Source organism: Vibrio sp. 10N.286.55.E10 (assembly GCF_002872555.1).
Lineage (GTDB): Bacteria > Pseudomonadota > Gammaproteobacteria > Enterobacterales > Vibrionaceae > Vibrio > Vibrio crassostreae.
The window spans coordinates 139,014-154,148 of sequence record NZ_MCSD01000024.1; the positions used below are offsets into that span (position 1 = coordinate 139,014).

Sequence of the window (15,135 nt, forward strand, 5' to 3'; positions counted from 1 at the left end):
TTTTTAATTTGTTTTTTGTTGCTTGTTTCGCTAATTAAACTTGAGAACAGGTAAATATGTCCTTAATTATTAGAAGAGTCAGCTATGAAGGAGGAACGACATGTATCGTTATGTCAGTTCACCGCAAGCGTCGAAGTACATAGTGCCGCCACCTCAACATCGAGAGTTATCTAGCGTGGATGTGCCTGAGTCTGAATTAGAGATGCGAGAAATATTGAATAATTGGTTTGCTGATGGTTTAGCGCCCATTATTGAAAGTGAAGATGACTACATCTCTGCGAGCGATCACGTTCGATTTGAAAAGCTTAGCTGCACCGTTGGGATGCTGTTGAGAAACAAAGACTATTATTTTGCGGCTAAACGGATTTTATCAGTGTGGGAACAAGATTGTCTTGAAACCACTTATATCAATTATCTCATTTTGCGCAGCGAGCGAGTCACTCCTCTAAGGTAAGTTAATGCAGTAGCACTAGCCATTAGCGATTTTAGGGTTCGCGTACTTATCACCCTTTTGTTTTCTAGCGAATCAGGTAAACAAAAAAGGGCAAGCTTGGAAGCTCACCCTTAAGGTACTTTACTTAAAGTTGTTGTTTTGGCTTAACGTTGCTGTTTTTACTTTACGTTATCTTCATCTAATTCTAAATAGGGCGGTGACTTAAACCCAACCATCAAATTTGAGCCGTTTTTGAATCCTCTCGACTGCTTCTTTCTGCATCTGTCTAACACGCTCACTAGACACATTCACATCCAACATTTGTCCAACCTCAGATAACGTTTTTACTTTGTTATCGAAGAAGCCGAAACGGTGAATAAGCACCTTTTGTAATTTCGGAGGAAGTGTACTGATGATCTGTTCTAGAGCTTGGGTAAAGGATTGATCTTCACAATCTCGTTGAGGGTCGGGGATATATTCACTTTCGCATTGATCAAGCACCATCGGTGCATGGTTAGTTCCAACCGTTGTCGTCACGTCAATAAATCCGCTTAACGCCACCAGTTGATCGACGCGTTTGGTCTTTACACCTGAACTGTCTGATAGCTCAGAGATCGAAATCTCTTTACTCATTTTTTTGCTTACATCGAGCTTTTTTGAGGCGAGACTGTTTATTTCTTTACAGACATGAGCTGGCAATCGTACGGTACGACCTGTGTTCATTAATGCGGCTTCAATGTTTTCACGGATCCACCACACAGCATAGGTTGAAAAACGATAACCTGGTTCTGGATCGTATTTGTCGATGGCCTTAATCAAGCCAATGTTACCTTCCTCGATCAGATCGAGCAGGGTGAAACTATTGCCTTTACGTTTTAGGTAACTCTTTGCGATTTTCACAACAAGGCGTAGGTTTGATTCGATCATAACATCACGCGCTTTTTTATCACCCGCGCGATTCAATTTTGCGTAATACACTTCATCTTCGCGCGACAGCAGATCAATGCCTACAATATCTTTCACATAATGAGCATAAGGGTCTGCACTTGTAGAAAATGATTCGGTAATAGGGGTTTCCTCCGTGAGCCCCTGAAACGCAGCAAAACTATCCTTGTTCATTTCCTTGTCCTTCTCTAGCCGACCGAACGTTTTATCTTATTATTATGCCACCAAGTGATTAACGCTTGGTTTCATTAGAGTGTAGATAACAGTTTCTTCTTTACCAATAAATAAAATGCAATTTCGTATGTTTAAGTCACAAAAAGATATACAAATATTTAACTATTTTGCATCTAATCAAGTGTGTTGGTTTTTCATTTAAAACATCAATATAGCGGGTTTATAAAACGCGCGTTATGCATCAGTTCATCTAGATAAATAGGATGAATTTATAGGTATGGGCTGGCTGTATAATTGATAGGGGAAATGAGGAGAAAATTGCAAGAGTCGAGGTTCAATGTTTCCAAGTACCTCAACTCTTTTAGTTGTTTAGATTATAAAGTATCGCCACGTAAGTCTTAATTCTATCGGCTAATAAGTGCTAAGAACCTCATCGATTTGCTGATTGATGATCTTCATTTCGCTGTAGATAACGGAAAGATCATCATCTTGTGGTGCAAGCTTGTTGAATGTGTTTTGTTCAACTCTTTCTAATGCAACAGTCGCCGTTTCTTCCCCAAAACTGGCTAGGATGCCTTTTAAGGTGTGCACGGTAAAATGAAGCTTGCCCCAATCCTGTTGTTGAACCAACTCTTCGATCTCTTGTAGCGAATTGCCATGGTCTTCTTGATATGTAGACAAAACGGCGTAAATGACTTCTCTGTCGTTGTCTAAGTAGGCGTTTAAAGCATCAAAGTCTAGCATGTGGACTCCTGTCGGCTGCATGTTGAAAATGGGCTAGGCGGCTTAGTGGAAAAACCATAGCGTGATGAATCACTAATCCATTGGTTCCATTTTGGAGGAAGTTCTAATTGTAAGATTTCTTCTAAATAGTCGTTGCTAAGTTTCTCATCTATATGAGCTTTATTGACGGCATATATATAGTCAAGTTTGGCGGCAACTGAATATGGGTAACTGTGAATGTAGTCTTTTAATTCCTGGATCGAGCCAAAGTTTTCAATGTTTATACAAGTTGAAGGGTCGACATTTTTGGACTCAAGTTTGTGGCTTATTGCTTCTCCACGAGATTTTAGACATTCCACGGCTAAATGATAAAGAGAGTACTCACCAAAGTGGGCGAGCAGTGGTAATAGTTGAGCAAGCAAATAAGTTGGTTGGCTGTGGAAATTATTCGCTAACAGTGTCGAAGCTCGAATCACTTTTTTGTGGGCAACCTGAGGGCTATTTTCGATGAGCAATATGCTGCTCTGAAATAGGGCAAGGCTGGCCAAAACTTGCTGCTGTTGTTTTACCGGAAGTTTCAGGTTTACCAACTCTGTGAATTGGTTGGCGTGCTCAAGCAAAATACGTTTGTACTTTAGTTGCGTCTCGCGTTGGTAAGTTGCTTTTAACGAATTAAAGTGCGTACCAATGGAATGGATGACATCAATGTCAGCAGCTGAAATGTGGGTCGCATACATCTCACCTAACTTGATGATCATATGTGTGTTATCTGCGTTCTCAGCTAAGTCGATCGCCCTAATTGCACGATGGCTGATACTTGGTGTCATTTCAAATGCACGAATCGCCAATTTAAGAGCAGGCAGCAGCATCTTATGTTTTTCATAGATACAGCTTAAGCAATCAATAACGCTCAATGAGAGTGGCTGCGCTATCAGAAAATTGTGGAGCTTATCTATGGCTAAATTTGGCTTGCCTAAGCTGTCGAGAATTAGCGCTTCAGCCACTAATTTTGTTGGGTGCATGTTGGTTTTCGAGTTGTTAATGACGTTAGACAGCAACTGCCATTTCTTACCTGCTATTAAATGTTCAATCAATGTCGCTTCGAACTGGACACTGGTGCCATTAGGGGAGACCGCCAAAGCTTGAGCTAATCTCTCTTGAGAGGAGATTGGATATAAATCATTAAGTTGGGTGAGTTTCTTCGACACGGACACAGCACTTTGGATCTTTTTACCTAACCTCTGAGTATGAATCGGTTTAGATACGAAATGGTGTGCCTCACCTGAAAGGGCAGTTAATACCGTTTCTTGACGCATATCCCCAGAGAGCAAGATTGTCGCTACAGTGTGGTCTATTAGGCGATTTCGATACAGAATCCCCAAAAGCTCAAACCCAGTGAAGGATTGCTCTAAGTGATAATCGATGAGGAGTACATGAAAAGAGTGCGTTTCGACCGCTTTAATGGCTTGTCGATAGTCGGTCGCAATAAAGATGCAATCATGTGAAATGCCTAAGCTCGAGAGTTGCTGCTTTATAAGAATAGTAGCACTCTTGGAGTCGTCGACAATTAAAACTCGTAGGTCAGGTGGTAAGGTCAAATCCATTTTCCTCAATACCAAATGTTATTTTTAATTTAGGTGTCAGGTTGCACAATGTCAAGGTGCCTGTATCACATACAAACACTCAATAAACTATTGGTAATTAAAACATTTATGAAAGCCTTCAAACACAGGTTACTTTTACCTGATTTTTGTTAGGTTATACGTGTTTTAGAAATAAAAAAGAGGCAAGCCGATAAGCTTACCTCTCTATTTCATTGTTCGAGTTTATATTCGAATGCTGTTCTATGTTTGAAGTTTTAATTACCAAAACTCTAGCGCTAATCACGCATGTTTAGAATCAATACTGCAGCGAGAGCCAAGAACGCCGTCATCATTAAGAACACATCGTTGTAAGCCATGATCGCAGCGTCACGTTGCATTGTGCCGAGCAAGCTTGCTTGTGCTTGTTGCATCGCAGTTGCGGCATCACTTCCTGACTGAATGAAAAACGCTTGTTGTTGCTGAAGCGTCTGCCAACCAAGTTGACTCACAGAAGGTAATGACTCCTTGATTTGTGCCAAGTGCTCACGCGTTTTGTTATCGAGTAGCGTAGCGATAATCGCGATGCTGAAAGCACCACCTAGGTTTCGCATCACGTTGGTTAACGTTGATGCGTCTGACGTGTCCATTTTACTGATGTTTTTCATGGCAACCAAAGACAGCGGAACCATAATAAATGGGCTACCGATAGCCCGCAGAACCATAGACAAAATCAGCTGCTGGCCACCAAAATCAATCGTCATATGTGTATTCACGTAACAACTGAAACCGAACATCGCGAAACCAAAGGTCACTAAGTACTTAGGCTTAATGATTTGCGTCAGCTTAGGGACGATTGGGAATATCAACAACTGTGGGAAACCCATCCACATCAAGACTTCACCAATCTCCATCGCATTGTATTGTTGGATTTGAGTTAGATACATAGGCAGCACATAGATAGAGCCGAGCAATGCCATCCCTAGAATCAAATAGGCGATACAAGACATAGCAAATTGCCCATCTCGCAATAGCCGTAAATTCACCAGTGGCTTTTTGTGTTGGAGTTCGTTTATGACGAAGTAAACTAAGCTCACTGCAGACACAATACTCAAGCCTATGATGAAGCTCGAACTGAACCACTCTTCACGGTTACCTTCTTCTAACACTACTTCTAGACAGCCCAATCCTAACGCCATGGTGGCGATACCAAACCAATCGGCTTTTTTCAGCGTACCAAGGTCGAGCTTTTCATCATCCAAGCCATATCGGATCATGGTGATCACCAGTAAAGCAGGAGGAATGTTGATATAGAAAATATAGTGCCACGAGAAGTTCTCGGTCAGCCAGCCACCAAACGTTGGGCCGATTGACGGAGCAAACGTCGCCGTTACACCAAACAGTGCCATACCCACAGCGCGCTTGTTGACAGGCAATAACTGAATCACCAACGAGAAAGCAAGCGGGATTAAAGCACCACCACTAAAACCTTGCATTGCACGGAACACGATCATCGAGGTCATGTTCCAAGAGAACGAACACAACAAAGATGAAATGGTGAAGATGGCCGTCGTCCACGTGATATAACGGCGTTTTCCAAGCGCTTTAGAAAGCCAACCACTGAGTGGGATAGCAATCATCTCTGCGACTAGATAAGACGTAGAGATCCACGAGCTTTCATCTAAGGTGGCAGATAGCGCACCTTGAATGTCTTTGAGAGACGAGTTGGTGATCTGAATATCCAAAATCGCCATAAACGCGCCAATCAAACCGCCAAATAGGGCGATCCAATGACGTCTTGAAACCTCACCATCATCATTAGTGTGGGTGACAACACCAGCGTTACTCATGGTCTAGCCTCGTTTATCGATGGTCGCGACCACAGACAAACCAGGAAGCAATCGACCTTTCAACTCTTGCTGATCTGGAATGATGATTTTCACCGGTACACGTTGAACGATTTTAGTGAAGTTGCCGGTTGCGTTTTCTGGTGGTAGGAGCGCAAACTTGGCGCCAGTCGCAGGGGAGAAGCTGTCGACCACACCTTCAAGTGGTTGTCCCGGGAACGCATCCAGTTCTACTTCAACCGTCTGACCTTTATGAATGCCACTTAGCTGTGTCTCTTTGAAGTTGGCTTCAATCCACACTTGGTTGTTTGGCACCAAACTCATCAATGGTGCACCTGCTTGAATCAACAAGCCTTCACGTACACTGCGTTTACCAATCACACCATCTGCTGGCGCGTAAACTTTGGTGTAATCAAGGTTAAGTTGTGCTTGATCTCTTTGAGCTTTAGCTTCTGTTACTGAGGCTTTGGCTTGCTCAATTTCGCTAGCAATAACGATGAGTTGGTCATTAGTTGCGACAAGGTTGGCTTTAGCTTCTTCTAAGTCTGCTTGAGTCACTTTTTGTTGTGCGACCATGCTGTCGACTTCATCTTGAGAAGCGTAATTGCGGTTTAACAAGCTGCGAGAGCGCTGTACTTGTTGGATAGCACGTTCATATTCTGCTTCTGCGGAATCGACGCCACTTTCTGCTTGGTTAATTTTGCTACGTTGTAACGTCTGTTGTGCGATTAAGTTCTTTACGTCAGATTGTACGACGGATAAATGGGCATTAGCTTGAGCGAGTGCTGACTGGTAATCTCGGTCATCGATTTGAACCAACAAATCACCTTCTTTTACTGGTTGGTTGTCACTCACGTAAGACTTAACAATATAGCCAGATACCTTAGGACTAATATTAGTGATATCGCCTTGCAGGTAGGCATTGTCAGTAGATTCAAAGTACTGGCCATAGCCGTACCAGTATCCAGCGCCGGCTAAACCCAATGACAGCATGATCGCAGTAGCAATAAGCGGAGCTTTTTTACGTTTTTTTGTGCTTACTGTTTGCGAAGCGTTGTTGTTCTCTGTCATTTCTTATTTCTCATTTTGTTTTTATTTAGATGTAACGAATTGTAAATGAATTCGATTGATTGATAAGATAGGAAAAAGGGGAAACACTGTTGCAATAATCTTACTAATAGGGTTTTGGGAGAAGTACGATGGACTTAAATGCTGTGACTGTTTTTACACAAGTTGTTGATTGTGGAAGCTTCACGCACGCAGCTGAGGCATTGAACATGACCAAGTCGACCGTCAGCCGAAAGCTTGACGAGCTGGAACAGCACCTAGGTGTGAGGTTGATCACTCGTTCGACACGAAGTTTAGTCTTAACGCCGGAGGGTGAGCGCTTCTATCAATCGAGCGTGCAAATGCACGAGATCATGAACCAAGCTGAGCTAGAGGTTTCTGCCAATCAGGATTTGATCCGAGGGCAGTTGAACGTTGTGTTGCCTGTTGAATTGGGGCATCAAGTATTAGCCACATACATCCACAGCTTCCTAAAAGAGCACCCAAACGTGACTCTGAATTTAGAACTGACGAATCGAGAAGTCGACATCATTGCGGAGGGGATCGATCTTTACGCGCAAATTGGTGAGCTAGTGGACTCGAGCTTGGTTTCTCGCTACCTCACAACATCAAAGCGTGTATTGGTAGCCAGCCCTGAGTATTTAGAACAGTTCGGTGAAATCTCTTCGCCCAATGACCTTAAACCGCCATTCCGAATGATTGAGGTGGTAAATAAGGCGGCGCGCCTGCCCAAGTGGCATTTACAATTGGAAGGCGGTGAGTCGATTTTGATCGATCTGCCGTGTCAGTTGCGGGTGAATACTATCACGGCATGCTTAACAGCGTGTGTTGATGGGCTTGGCTTAGCGGTGCTTCCTGAATTCATTTGTCGTGAGCACTTCAAGACAGGTAAGCTGATTCGTTTATTACCTGAATATGAGATGCCGGAAGTTTCAGTAAGCCTAGTGTATGCCGACAGGCAGTTGATGCCGAAACGTAAGAAGGTCTTTATCGACTACCTACTGACTGCCTTTCAAAATAGGAAGCACAAGTAACGGGCTGAACATTAGCGGTTAAATAAGTACTTAAGCTTCCTATTATTCAATTTTGTCTAAACCGTATTGAAGCTAACTATGATTGGGCTGCCAGATGACGACTTGTCCATTCGATAATATAGCTGGCAGTGGTTTGAACCTATCTTTAGTTGATAAACACCAGATTCGGGTTTGATGAACATTTCATTGGTTTCAATCTCTTGATACTCATTTTTGGAAGCGAGTTGTCCATCAAGAAGGACTTTTCCTTTAGGCGATACCAAAGAAAGAGTTTGGGCTTCTAAGCCTTTGTTGAGTTGCTCAGCAGAGACTTTAATTTATAACCGTGCGATGACAGGCCTGTTCATAAGCTATTTCCAAAATACATCGGGTAGGATTGCGGAGAATAATGAGGCGGCCGTCAGCATGTTTTATCAAGTGTTCGACAATAGTCAGGCCGATGCCCATATTGTCTTGCTTGTGAGTTTTACTTGGCGTGACACTGGACATGAGTCGTTGTATGGGCGAAGGGAAGTGCCCCTCGTCTTGCACTTCAATAGTCAGCTTGTCTCCGAGTTTGACTTGCACCAAAACTTCACCTCTACCATGTTGTTTGGCATTCTTTATTAGATTATCCAAGCAGATCGTTAGCCAGTAATAAGGCAGGTTCAGTTCAAGTTCACGCGCTTCACATTGATAAGAAATATTGTGCTTTACACACACATGATCGAGCCATTCTTCTAATGATGCGTTTTGCTTTAACAAAGGCTCTGACTGATCCGAACTTAGGTACACTTTGCTGTTTTCTGTGAGCTGAGAGAGCCTTTGATAGTCAGATATTAAACGCCAAACCGCGCTTTGAGTTTCATCAGAAAAGTCATCGTAGCGATTTCTGAACATCTCAACAGTTAAGCCAAGGCTAGCAATGGGCGTACGCAGTTCATGAGTGAGAAGCTGCAAAACGAACTGCCTCTCTTTGCGTTGTTTTGTTCTTAGGTATAAGACTCTACCAAGTCCGGAAAGCAACGTTAACAGCAATGAAAAGATCAACGTTTTCATGATTAAGTTGTCATTGCTAGGTTCGCTCAAGCACATGTTGCTGTAACGAAAATTACAGGTGTCACCCGTCAACGATAGTTCTTGCTGCTCTGCAATAGGTTGCCAAACATCTAAGGGAATGGCTTTCCAGCCTTGTTCGCCACTTAGCCAAAGTACATCGTCTTGTTGCCAAGCGCGGTATCCATTGAGCAGTGCTTCTTTGCCTTGTGCGGTTAGCGTTTTTAGCTTGGAATATAAAGGGTGCTGGGGGGTGGCAATACTCAAAAATGGGCGTATCTGCTCGCTTACGTCGGGGTAAACTGCTAAATAACGATCAGCAAAACTGCCACCTGCAGGGTGTCGTTTGGAGTGTGCTGCAAACCAAACGGAATCCAATGCTTGTTGCTGACACAAAGTGAGTTCGAACTCGATGGCGTCATGTAATGAAGGATTATTGTTTTCAATCGCTCTGCAGTGATCTTGTATTGAGGCTAACGTTGCGATGTCGTCCCAACTGAAATGGTTGAAATTAGGATAACGGCTACTTTCATGAAGCAGAACTTTTGGGTACTGAGCCAACTCTTGTTGAGATATTAAAATTGGGGATGATTGCCAGGTCAGTTGATACAGGGTTTGCCACTTGTCTTGCAAACTTTGGGCATTGGCTAAAGTTGGGAGCCAAAAGGTCAAGCAAAGGGCTAAGGTAAACCTGCGCATCCAATCATTCTCATTAAAAGTCGTGAGGCGAGTCTAAAGACTTTTGGGTGAGATTTGTAACCTGAATGTCAATAAGTGCTCCCTTAACAGCAAACTGTCGAGTGGATCATGCTTTTAAATAATAAGATGAAATTACAGTAAGTATCATTTGATTCCGATAAATTAGATAATTATGTACTTATTGTCATTATTAAGCATGTGGGAAGGACTATACTCAACTCATACCAAATAAGAGGAACCATCATGAAACTAATCATCAAATCAGTATTGGCAATCAGTATTTTGGCTGCGGGCTCTGCTCAGGCGTTCGAATTAACCAGCAACGATATTCAAGAAGGTCATCCAATGGCGAAGACTTTTGAATACTCAAGTTGGGGTTGTGACGGCGATAACCTATCACCACAGTTAATGTGGAAAGATGCACCAGCAGGAACCAAAAGCTTTGCGATCACGGCGTATGACCCAGATGCTCCGACAGAAAGTGGTTTCTGGCATTGGGTTGCGTTTGATATCCCTGCGACTGTTAACGAGCTACCTCGCGGCGTCGATATATCTAAAGTCGGTGGCAAAGAAGGTCGCATTGATTACGGTACAGTTGGCTACGGTGGCGTCTGTCCTCCTGAAAAAGATGGCATGCACCGTTACCAGTTCACGGTTTGGGCATTACCAACGGATAAGCTTAATCTAGACGAAAATACGCCGTCGGCAGTGGTTGGATTCACGTTGAACAGTATGGCTTTAGACAAAGCGAAACTGACTGCAACTTATACGCGTTAATAGCTTATACACGTTGATAATAAGCAAACAAGGGGATGAGATGAATCATCAATACCAAGTGACGATCTTTCGTGCCGAGCAGTTACAAAAGCTACGTAATGTGAGGATTCTATCCCCTAGTATCATTCAGATCATTACAGGCAGTAAGCGCCTGTTTTGGAAAGACTCAGCGGCAGAACTCTCACATTCTGAGCTGTTGCTGTGTGAGGCATCAGCTTCACTAAGCTTTGAGAACATGCCCCACAAAGGGCGCTTCTTGTCGCGAGTATTCAGCTTTCAATTCCAACCTTCTCAGGCGATGCTTGATTTAAGTGAGGAACGGTCGAATGAGCTGGGGTTGCCTACGGTGCAAGCGGACCGAAACTTACAAGACTCATTTAACGCGCTGTTTTCGTTTGATACACAGAACATGAGCAAAGAGACTCAACAGTTTTGGTTGCAGGGCTTATACCAGCAACTGGCTGAAAAAGGGGTGTTGCATCGACTCTTTGTCAGTGCCAACGTTTCGTTTAGCCAAAAGCTCAGCCATTATCTTTCACATTCACCAGATGAGAAGCATCCGTTAGAGTCGGTGGCGGAGCGTTTTGCGATGAGCCGCGCGACACTGATCCGAAAGCTAAAACTGGAAGGTATGCAATATCGTGAGGTATTAGCAGAAGTGCGTTTAAGCCATGCTTTGTATCTTATGCAAAATGGCCAACACAATGTCACGATGCTCGCTCAATCTTGTGGTTACCAGTCTGAAGGACGTTTTAGTCAGCGCTTTAAGGGTAAGTTTGGTCTGTCGCCAAGTGAGTACATCAAGACGGTTGCCTCAAGGGCATAGTAAGGGAAATACCATCCTATTGACGTTAGACATAAGTATAGGTTATTGAATCATTTCTCGATTACGGCTCTAATAGGCTGCACACCAAGTGATTGAAATAGCGCAGAACGCTAAATACCAGAGAAGGTAGCCCATGATCGAACTGAATCTAAATAACCTCACCAACGACTTTCCATTACTAAATAAGCTTATGGCGCTCGAAGAGGTGGTTTGGTTTAACCCAAATGTCACAACACTAGACCAAGGGTTACCTTATGTCGGCTTGGATGAGAAAGACATCCATGATGCGAGCTTGAGGTTACAAAGGTTTGCTCCTTATCTAGCCAAAGCATTTCCTGAAACTCAAGTGACCAATGGCATCATCGAGTCTGAGCTTGTTGAGACCCCATCGATGAAATCAGCATTGGAAGCGCATTATCAGCAGCCTATTAAAGGGCGCTTGATGATGAAGAAAGACAGCCATTTACCGATTTCAGGTTCAATCAAAGCTCGTGGTGGTATTTATGAAGTACTAACGCATGCCGAAAAGCTAGCGATTAAAGGCGGATTACTGTGTGAGAGTGATGACTACAGTAAGCTGTTTGAACCTGAGTTTCGTGACTTCTTTAAGCAATACAGCATAGCGGTAGGTTCAACGGGTAACCTTGGTATGTCGATTGGCATCATGAGTGCGAAACTCGGCTTTACGGTTTCCGTTCATATGTCGGCAGACGCGAGAGCGTGGAAGAAGAACAAATTGCGTGAGCATGGTGTCAATGTGATCGAGTACGAACAAGATTATGGCGTTGCCGTAGAACAAGGCCGTAAAGAGGCACAACAAGATCCTCGATGCTTTTTCATTGACGATGAAAACTCGCAAACCTTGTTCCTTGGTTATTCGGTGGCAGGAGAAAGACTTAAACAACAATTTGAACAACAGGGCATTGTGGTTGATGAACAGCATCCGTTGTTTGTTTACTTGCCATGCGGCGTGGGTGGCGGCCCAGGTGGTGTTGCATTTGGTTTAAAGATGGCTTTTGGTGATGATGTTCACTGCATTTTTGCTGAGCCGACTCATTCTCCTTGCATGTTGCTGGGTGTTCACACTGGTTTGCATGACGAGATTGCAGTGCAAGATCTTGGTATCGATAACCTCACCGCTGCTGACGGTTTGGCGGTAGGACGGGCATCTGGCTTTGTCGGTCGAGCCATGGAACGTTTGCTTGATGGTTACTACACATTAACTGATGAACGTATGTACCAATTGTTAGGCGTATTGAATCAAGCCGAGGGTATTCAATTAGAACCTTCTGCACTGGCTGGTATGCCGGGGGCTATTCATGTTGAACACAACAGTGAATATCTGGAGAGGTTAGGCATCACTGAATCAACGTTAGCGAACGCGACTCATCTTGTTTGGGCAACCGGTGGAGGTATGGTTCCAGAGCAAGAAATGGCAGCGTATCTGGCGAAGTCTTCGTTGTAAATCGAATAGGAAAACGAGCGCTGGTGGATGATTTGCGCGTTTAAATGAAACAATAACTTGCGCAGAACGTTACCTTAAACACAGATTTTATAAATTAGACTTCATCGTTGTTATAACTGTCAGTTAGGTTGAGTGGCATTCAACTTGATAGGGACATAATGATGCAAGCCGATAAAACGATTCAATCGAGTAAACAAGAAACGCGAGAGGTGGTCAATACACCAGAAAAACTACTACAACGTTTAGATGCGATTGGAGGTTCTTTAAGAACTTCTGGTAAGGCACATGCCTTGTTGGGGCTTGGCTCAGTTGGCATTGAAACGGAGCGACTGGATCAATATTCAGACGTCGATTTCTTCGCGATAGTGCAGACCGGACACAAGCAATATTTCTTAGACAGTTTGCATTGGTTATCTGACATTCACCCAATCGACTACGCGGTAAGAAATACGGTCGATGGCTATAAGGTGTTCTATGCAGACGGGGTGTTCTGTGAGTTTGCAGTGTTTGAACCACATGAATTAGCACATATTCCGTTTGCTGAAGGGAGAATCGTTTGGCAGGAAACTGACTTTGATACTCAGTGTTGTATTCCACCACAAAAGCGGGCAGCAGAAGCTAATTCGCAAGAGTGGATTATAGGGGAAGCCTTAACCAACCTTTACGTGGGTATGTCTCGCTATAACCGAGGTGAAAAGCTGTCGGGCAGTCGGTTCGTCCAATCTTACGCACTCGATCGTTTGATCGATCTTGTGGGTCAAACGGAAAGCTCACAACCTGAATTCGTCGATGAGTTTATGTCTGATAGAAGGCTAGAAGCGCGCTTCCCTAAGTTTGCTCAGTTACTGCCAACCTTTACTCAAGGCTACGAACGCACGGCGGAATCGGCTCTGGCACAGCTTGAGTTTTTGAACGTTCACTTTAACGTCAATCAAGCAATGCGTTCTAGAATTATTGGTTTATGTAATTAATACATTTGCTTACGATATGCATCTTTAATAGTTTGCTGTTTTGAAACGCCTCGAAAAGCGATTTCGGTACGTTAGTTTTATTACCTACCAATAAAAGGGTTGTCGTTAACCCTTATTGTTGGTAGATTTTAATAATGAAATTTACTTCTGCTTCAACTTCAATTTTCTTTTGGTGGTGCTCTATCTAGAGCAGCACGGAATACTCACATTCTTTAGCTGCTGGAAGGTAGTTAAGAATGTCACCAAGAATGTCGTTTCTTTTTATCTCCAGTAGCTTTTATTACTTGGAGATACCCCATGAAAACACCTCAAAATACGAACAAACCGGAAATTATTCTTACTGGCGACCGAGCGACTGGCCCTTTGCATTTGGGGCATTATGTAGGTTCACTTCAGCAGAGGACTTCATTGCAGCATATTCACGACCAAACGATATTGGTCGCTGACATGCAAGGGCTTACCGACAATGCACATAACCCTGCCAAGGTTTCGTCTAACATCCTCAACGTTGTTGCTGATTATCTAGCGGTAGGTATCGACCCAACAAAAACCACGATTTGCCTCCAGTCTCAGTTACCAGCACTGGCCGAACTCACCATGTTTTACAGTAACCTTGTTTCTATCGCTCGTTTGGAACGCAACCCAACAGTTAAAAGCGAGATTCAAAACAAGGAGTTTGGTCGCTCAATTCCAGCTGGTTTTCTGACTTATCCGATTTCACAGGCGGCTGATATCACGGCGTTTAACGCGACCTTGATTCCGGTGGGTGACGACCAATTGCCAATGCTAGAACAGACCAACGAGATCGTGAGAAAAGTTAACTCACTCGCGGGCAAGCCAATTTTAAATGAGTGTAAACCTCTGCTTAGCAATGCCTCTCGTCTTCCGAGCACCGACGGCAAAAGTAAGATGTCGAAATCAATGGGCAACGCTATCAACTTAGGTGCGACAGAGAAAGAGATTCGTGCCGCAGTCAAATCCATGTATACCGATCCAAATCATCTACGAATCGAAGATCCGGGCCAAGTTGAAGGGAACATCGTGTTTACCTATCTTGATGCTTTCCATACTGACGCTCAGTACGTTAATGAACTAAAAGATCACTATCGCAGAGGCGGGTTAGGGGATGGCCAAACTAAGAAGGTATTGGAAGAGTGTCTACAAGAGATGATTCGCCCGATTAGAGCACGCAGAGCTGAATTATTAGACGACAAAGCACAGCTCATTGATATTTTACGCAAAGGTACACAAGTATCGAGAGAGAAAACAGAAGCCGTTTTATTCGATGTAAAGGACGTGTTTGGGCTGAATATACTCTGATTGACGGCAATGGCACTTGTTAAGATAGCCAACAATAAATTGGTCATTTGCATGCTTAATAAACACTAGGTTAAGTCCGCACGCTAGGTAATACACCCTTATTACGATTTTGCACGAAACCGTCTTTAACTATTTTCGGGCTCTGAATCTAATAGGGGTGAGTTGGCGCCGTTATTTGAAAATCGATATCGAACCTTAATCTCGTAACGATTCGAAGCATGAAATTTCCGAGTATTGT

Annotated in this window: 14 protein-coding genes; 7 read left to right on the forward strand and 7 right to left on the reverse strand. The window is 43.5% G+C overall.

All coding sequences use genetic code 11. From position 1 onward, the window contains the following. Nucleotides 1-100: 100 nt before the first annotated feature. Complete coding sequence (locus tag BCV39_RS14485) at nt 101-454, forward strand: hypothetical protein (RefSeq protein ID WP_102432430.1); 354 nt, start codon at nt 101-103, stop codon at nt 452-454. Between the two features lie 201 nt (nt 455-655). Here BCV39_RS14485 and BCV39_RS14490 read toward each other — a convergent pair whose 3' ends face one another. The 5 genes from BCV39_RS14490 to BCV39_RS14510 form a co-directional block, all read right to left on the reverse strand. After that, nucleotides 656-1,552 carry a sigma-70 family RNA polymerase sigma factor gene (locus BCV39_RS14490; RefSeq protein ID WP_102432429.1) on the reverse strand — a complete coding sequence of 299 codons (897 nt, stop codon included), beginning with the start codon at nt 1,550-1,552 and terminating at the stop codon, nt 656-658. A gap of 411 nt (nt 1,553-1,963) precedes the next feature. Further along, nucleotides 1,964-2,296 (reverse strand): Hpt domain-containing protein, encoded by a 333-nt coding sequence (locus tag BCV39_RS14495; RefSeq protein ID WP_017082339.1) that lies wholly within the window; start codon nt 2,294-2,296, stop codon nt 1,964-1,966. Beyond that, nucleotides 2,290-3,879, reverse strand: a complete 1,590-nt coding sequence (locus tag BCV39_RS14500; protein ID WP_102432428.1) for a response regulator — start codon at nt 3,877-3,879, stop codon at nt 2,290-2,292. The genes BCV39_RS14495 and BCV39_RS14500 overlap by 7 nt, the downstream gene beginning before the upstream one ends. Before the next feature lie 275 nt (nt 3,880-4,154). Further along, nucleotides 4,155-5,705: a DHA2 family efflux MFS transporter permease subunit gene (locus BCV39_RS14505; RefSeq protein ID WP_102432427.1), complete on the reverse strand. Its 1,551-nt coding sequence runs from the start codon at nt 5,703-5,705 to the stop codon at nt 4,155-4,157. A 3-nt stretch (nt 5,706-5,708) separates the two neighbouring features. Beyond that, the gene (locus tag BCV39_RS14510; RefSeq protein WP_048660257.1) at nt 5,709-6,773 is read right to left on the reverse strand and encodes an HlyD family secretion protein; all 1,065 of its coding nucleotides are present in this window, start codon (nt 6,771-6,773) and stop codon (nt 5,709-5,711) included. Nucleotides 6,774-6,901: 128 nt separating this feature from the next. Between BCV39_RS14510 and BCV39_RS14515 the strand changes: the two genes are divergently transcribed. Beyond that, a complete protein-coding gene (locus BCV39_RS14515) occupies nt 6,902-7,804 on the forward strand; it encodes a LysR family transcriptional regulator (protein WP_048660256.1) in 903 nt (300 codons plus the stop codon). Between the two features lie 56 nt (nt 7,805-7,860). Here the strand turns inward: BCV39_RS14515 and BCV39_RS23370 are convergent, their stop codons facing one another. Both BCV39_RS23370 and BCV39_RS14525 read right to left on the reverse strand, forming a co-directional pair. Further along, nucleotides 7,861-8,067, reverse strand: a complete 207-nt coding sequence (locus BCV39_RS23370) for a DUF2861 family protein (RefSeq protein WP_240698794.1) — start codon at nt 8,065-8,067, stop codon at nt 7,861-7,863. 49 nt (nt 8,068-8,116) lie between these two features. Next, the gene (locus BCV39_RS14525) at nt 8,117-9,538 is read right to left on the reverse strand and encodes a DUF3404 domain-containing protein (RefSeq protein WP_241902307.1); all 1,422 of its coding nucleotides are present in this window, start codon (nt 9,536-9,538) and stop codon (nt 8,117-8,119) included. A 243-nt stretch (nt 9,539-9,781) separates the two neighbouring features. Here BCV39_RS14525 and BCV39_RS14530 point away from each other — a divergent pair, with 243 nt between their 5' ends. The 5 genes from BCV39_RS14530 to trpS all read left to right on the forward strand — a co-directional run bounded on the left by BCV39_RS14530 (nt 9,782) and on the right by trpS (nt 14,897). Then, nucleotides 9,782-10,315 carry a YbhB/YbcL family Raf kinase inhibitor-like protein gene (locus tag BCV39_RS14530; protein WP_050648620.1) on the forward strand — a complete coding sequence of 178 codons (534 nt, stop codon included), beginning with the start codon at nt 9,782-9,784 and terminating at the stop codon, nt 10,313-10,315. Between the two features lie 40 nt (nt 10,316-10,355). Beyond that, on the forward strand, nt 10,356-11,141 hold the full coding sequence (locus tag BCV39_RS14535) for a helix-turn-helix transcriptional regulator (protein WP_102432426.1): 786 nt from the start codon (nt 10,356-10,358) through the stop codon (nt 11,139-11,141). A 133-nt stretch (nt 11,142-11,274) separates the two neighbouring features. Further along, nucleotides 11,275-12,606: a D-serine ammonia-lyase gene (locus BCV39_RS14540; protein ID WP_102432425.1), complete on the forward strand. Its 1,332-nt coding sequence runs from the start codon at nt 11,275-11,277 to the stop codon at nt 12,604-12,606. A 161-nt stretch (nt 12,607-12,767) separates the two neighbouring features. Beyond that, nucleotides 12,768-13,577, forward strand: coding sequence for a hypothetical protein (locus BCV39_RS14545; RefSeq protein WP_102432424.1), 810 nt, complete (start codon nt 12,768-12,770; stop codon nt 13,575-13,577). A gap of 297 nt (nt 13,578-13,874) precedes the next feature. Further along, the gene (gene trpS, locus BCV39_RS14550) at nt 13,875-14,897 is read left to right on the forward strand and encodes a tryptophan--tRNA ligase (protein ID WP_102432423.1); all 1,023 of its coding nucleotides are present in this window, start codon (nt 13,875-13,877) and stop codon (nt 14,895-14,897) included. The last annotated feature ends 238 nt before the right edge of the window (nt 14,898-15,135 follow it).

Coding starts and splice junctions, on each gene's coding strand:
- trpS (WP_102432423.1), top strand. CDS start 13,875: ATGAAAACACCTCAAAATACGAACAAACCGGAAATTATTCTTACTGGC.
- BCV39_RS14530 (WP_050648620.1), top strand. CDS start 9,782: ATGAAACTAATCATCAAATCAGTATTGGCAATCAGTATTTTGGCTGCG.
- BCV39_RS14525 (WP_241902307.1), bottom strand. CDS start 9,538: ATGCGCAGGTTTACCTTAGCCCTTTGCTTGACCTTTTGGCTCCCAACT.
- BCV39_RS14515 (WP_048660256.1), top strand. CDS start 6,902: ATGGACTTAAATGCTGTGACTGTTTTTACACAAGTTGTTGATTGTGGA.
- BCV39_RS14540 (WP_102432425.1), top strand. CDS start 11,275: ATGATCGAACTGAATCTAAATAACCTCACCAACGACTTTCCATTACTA.
- BCV39_RS14510 (WP_048660257.1), bottom strand. CDS start 6,773: ATGACAGAGAACAACAACGCTTCGCAAACAGTAAGCACAAAAAAACGT.
- BCV39_RS14495 (WP_017082339.1), bottom strand. CDS start 2,296: ATGCTAGACTTTGATGCTTTAAACGCCTACTTAGACAACGACAGAGAA.
- BCV39_RS14485 (WP_102432430.1), top strand. CDS start 101: ATGTATCGTTATGTCAGTTCACCGCAAGCGTCGAAGTACATAGTGCCG.
- BCV39_RS14545 (WP_102432424.1), top strand. CDS start 12,768: ATGCAAGCCGATAAAACGATTCAATCGAGTAAACAAGAAACGCGAGAG.
- BCV39_RS14535 (WP_102432426.1), top strand. CDS start 10,356: ATGAATCATCAATACCAAGTGACGATCTTTCGTGCCGAGCAGTTACAA.
- BCV39_RS14500 (WP_102432428.1), bottom strand. CDS start 3,879: ATGGATTTGACCTTACCACCTGACCTACGAGTTTTAATTGTCGACGAC.
- BCV39_RS14505 (WP_102432427.1), bottom strand. CDS start 5,705: ATGAGTAACGCTGGTGTTGTCACCCACACTAATGATGATGGTGAGGTT.
- BCV39_RS14490 (WP_102432429.1), bottom strand. CDS start 1,552: ATGAACAAGGATAGTTTTGCTGCGTTTCAGGGGCTCACGGAGGAAACC.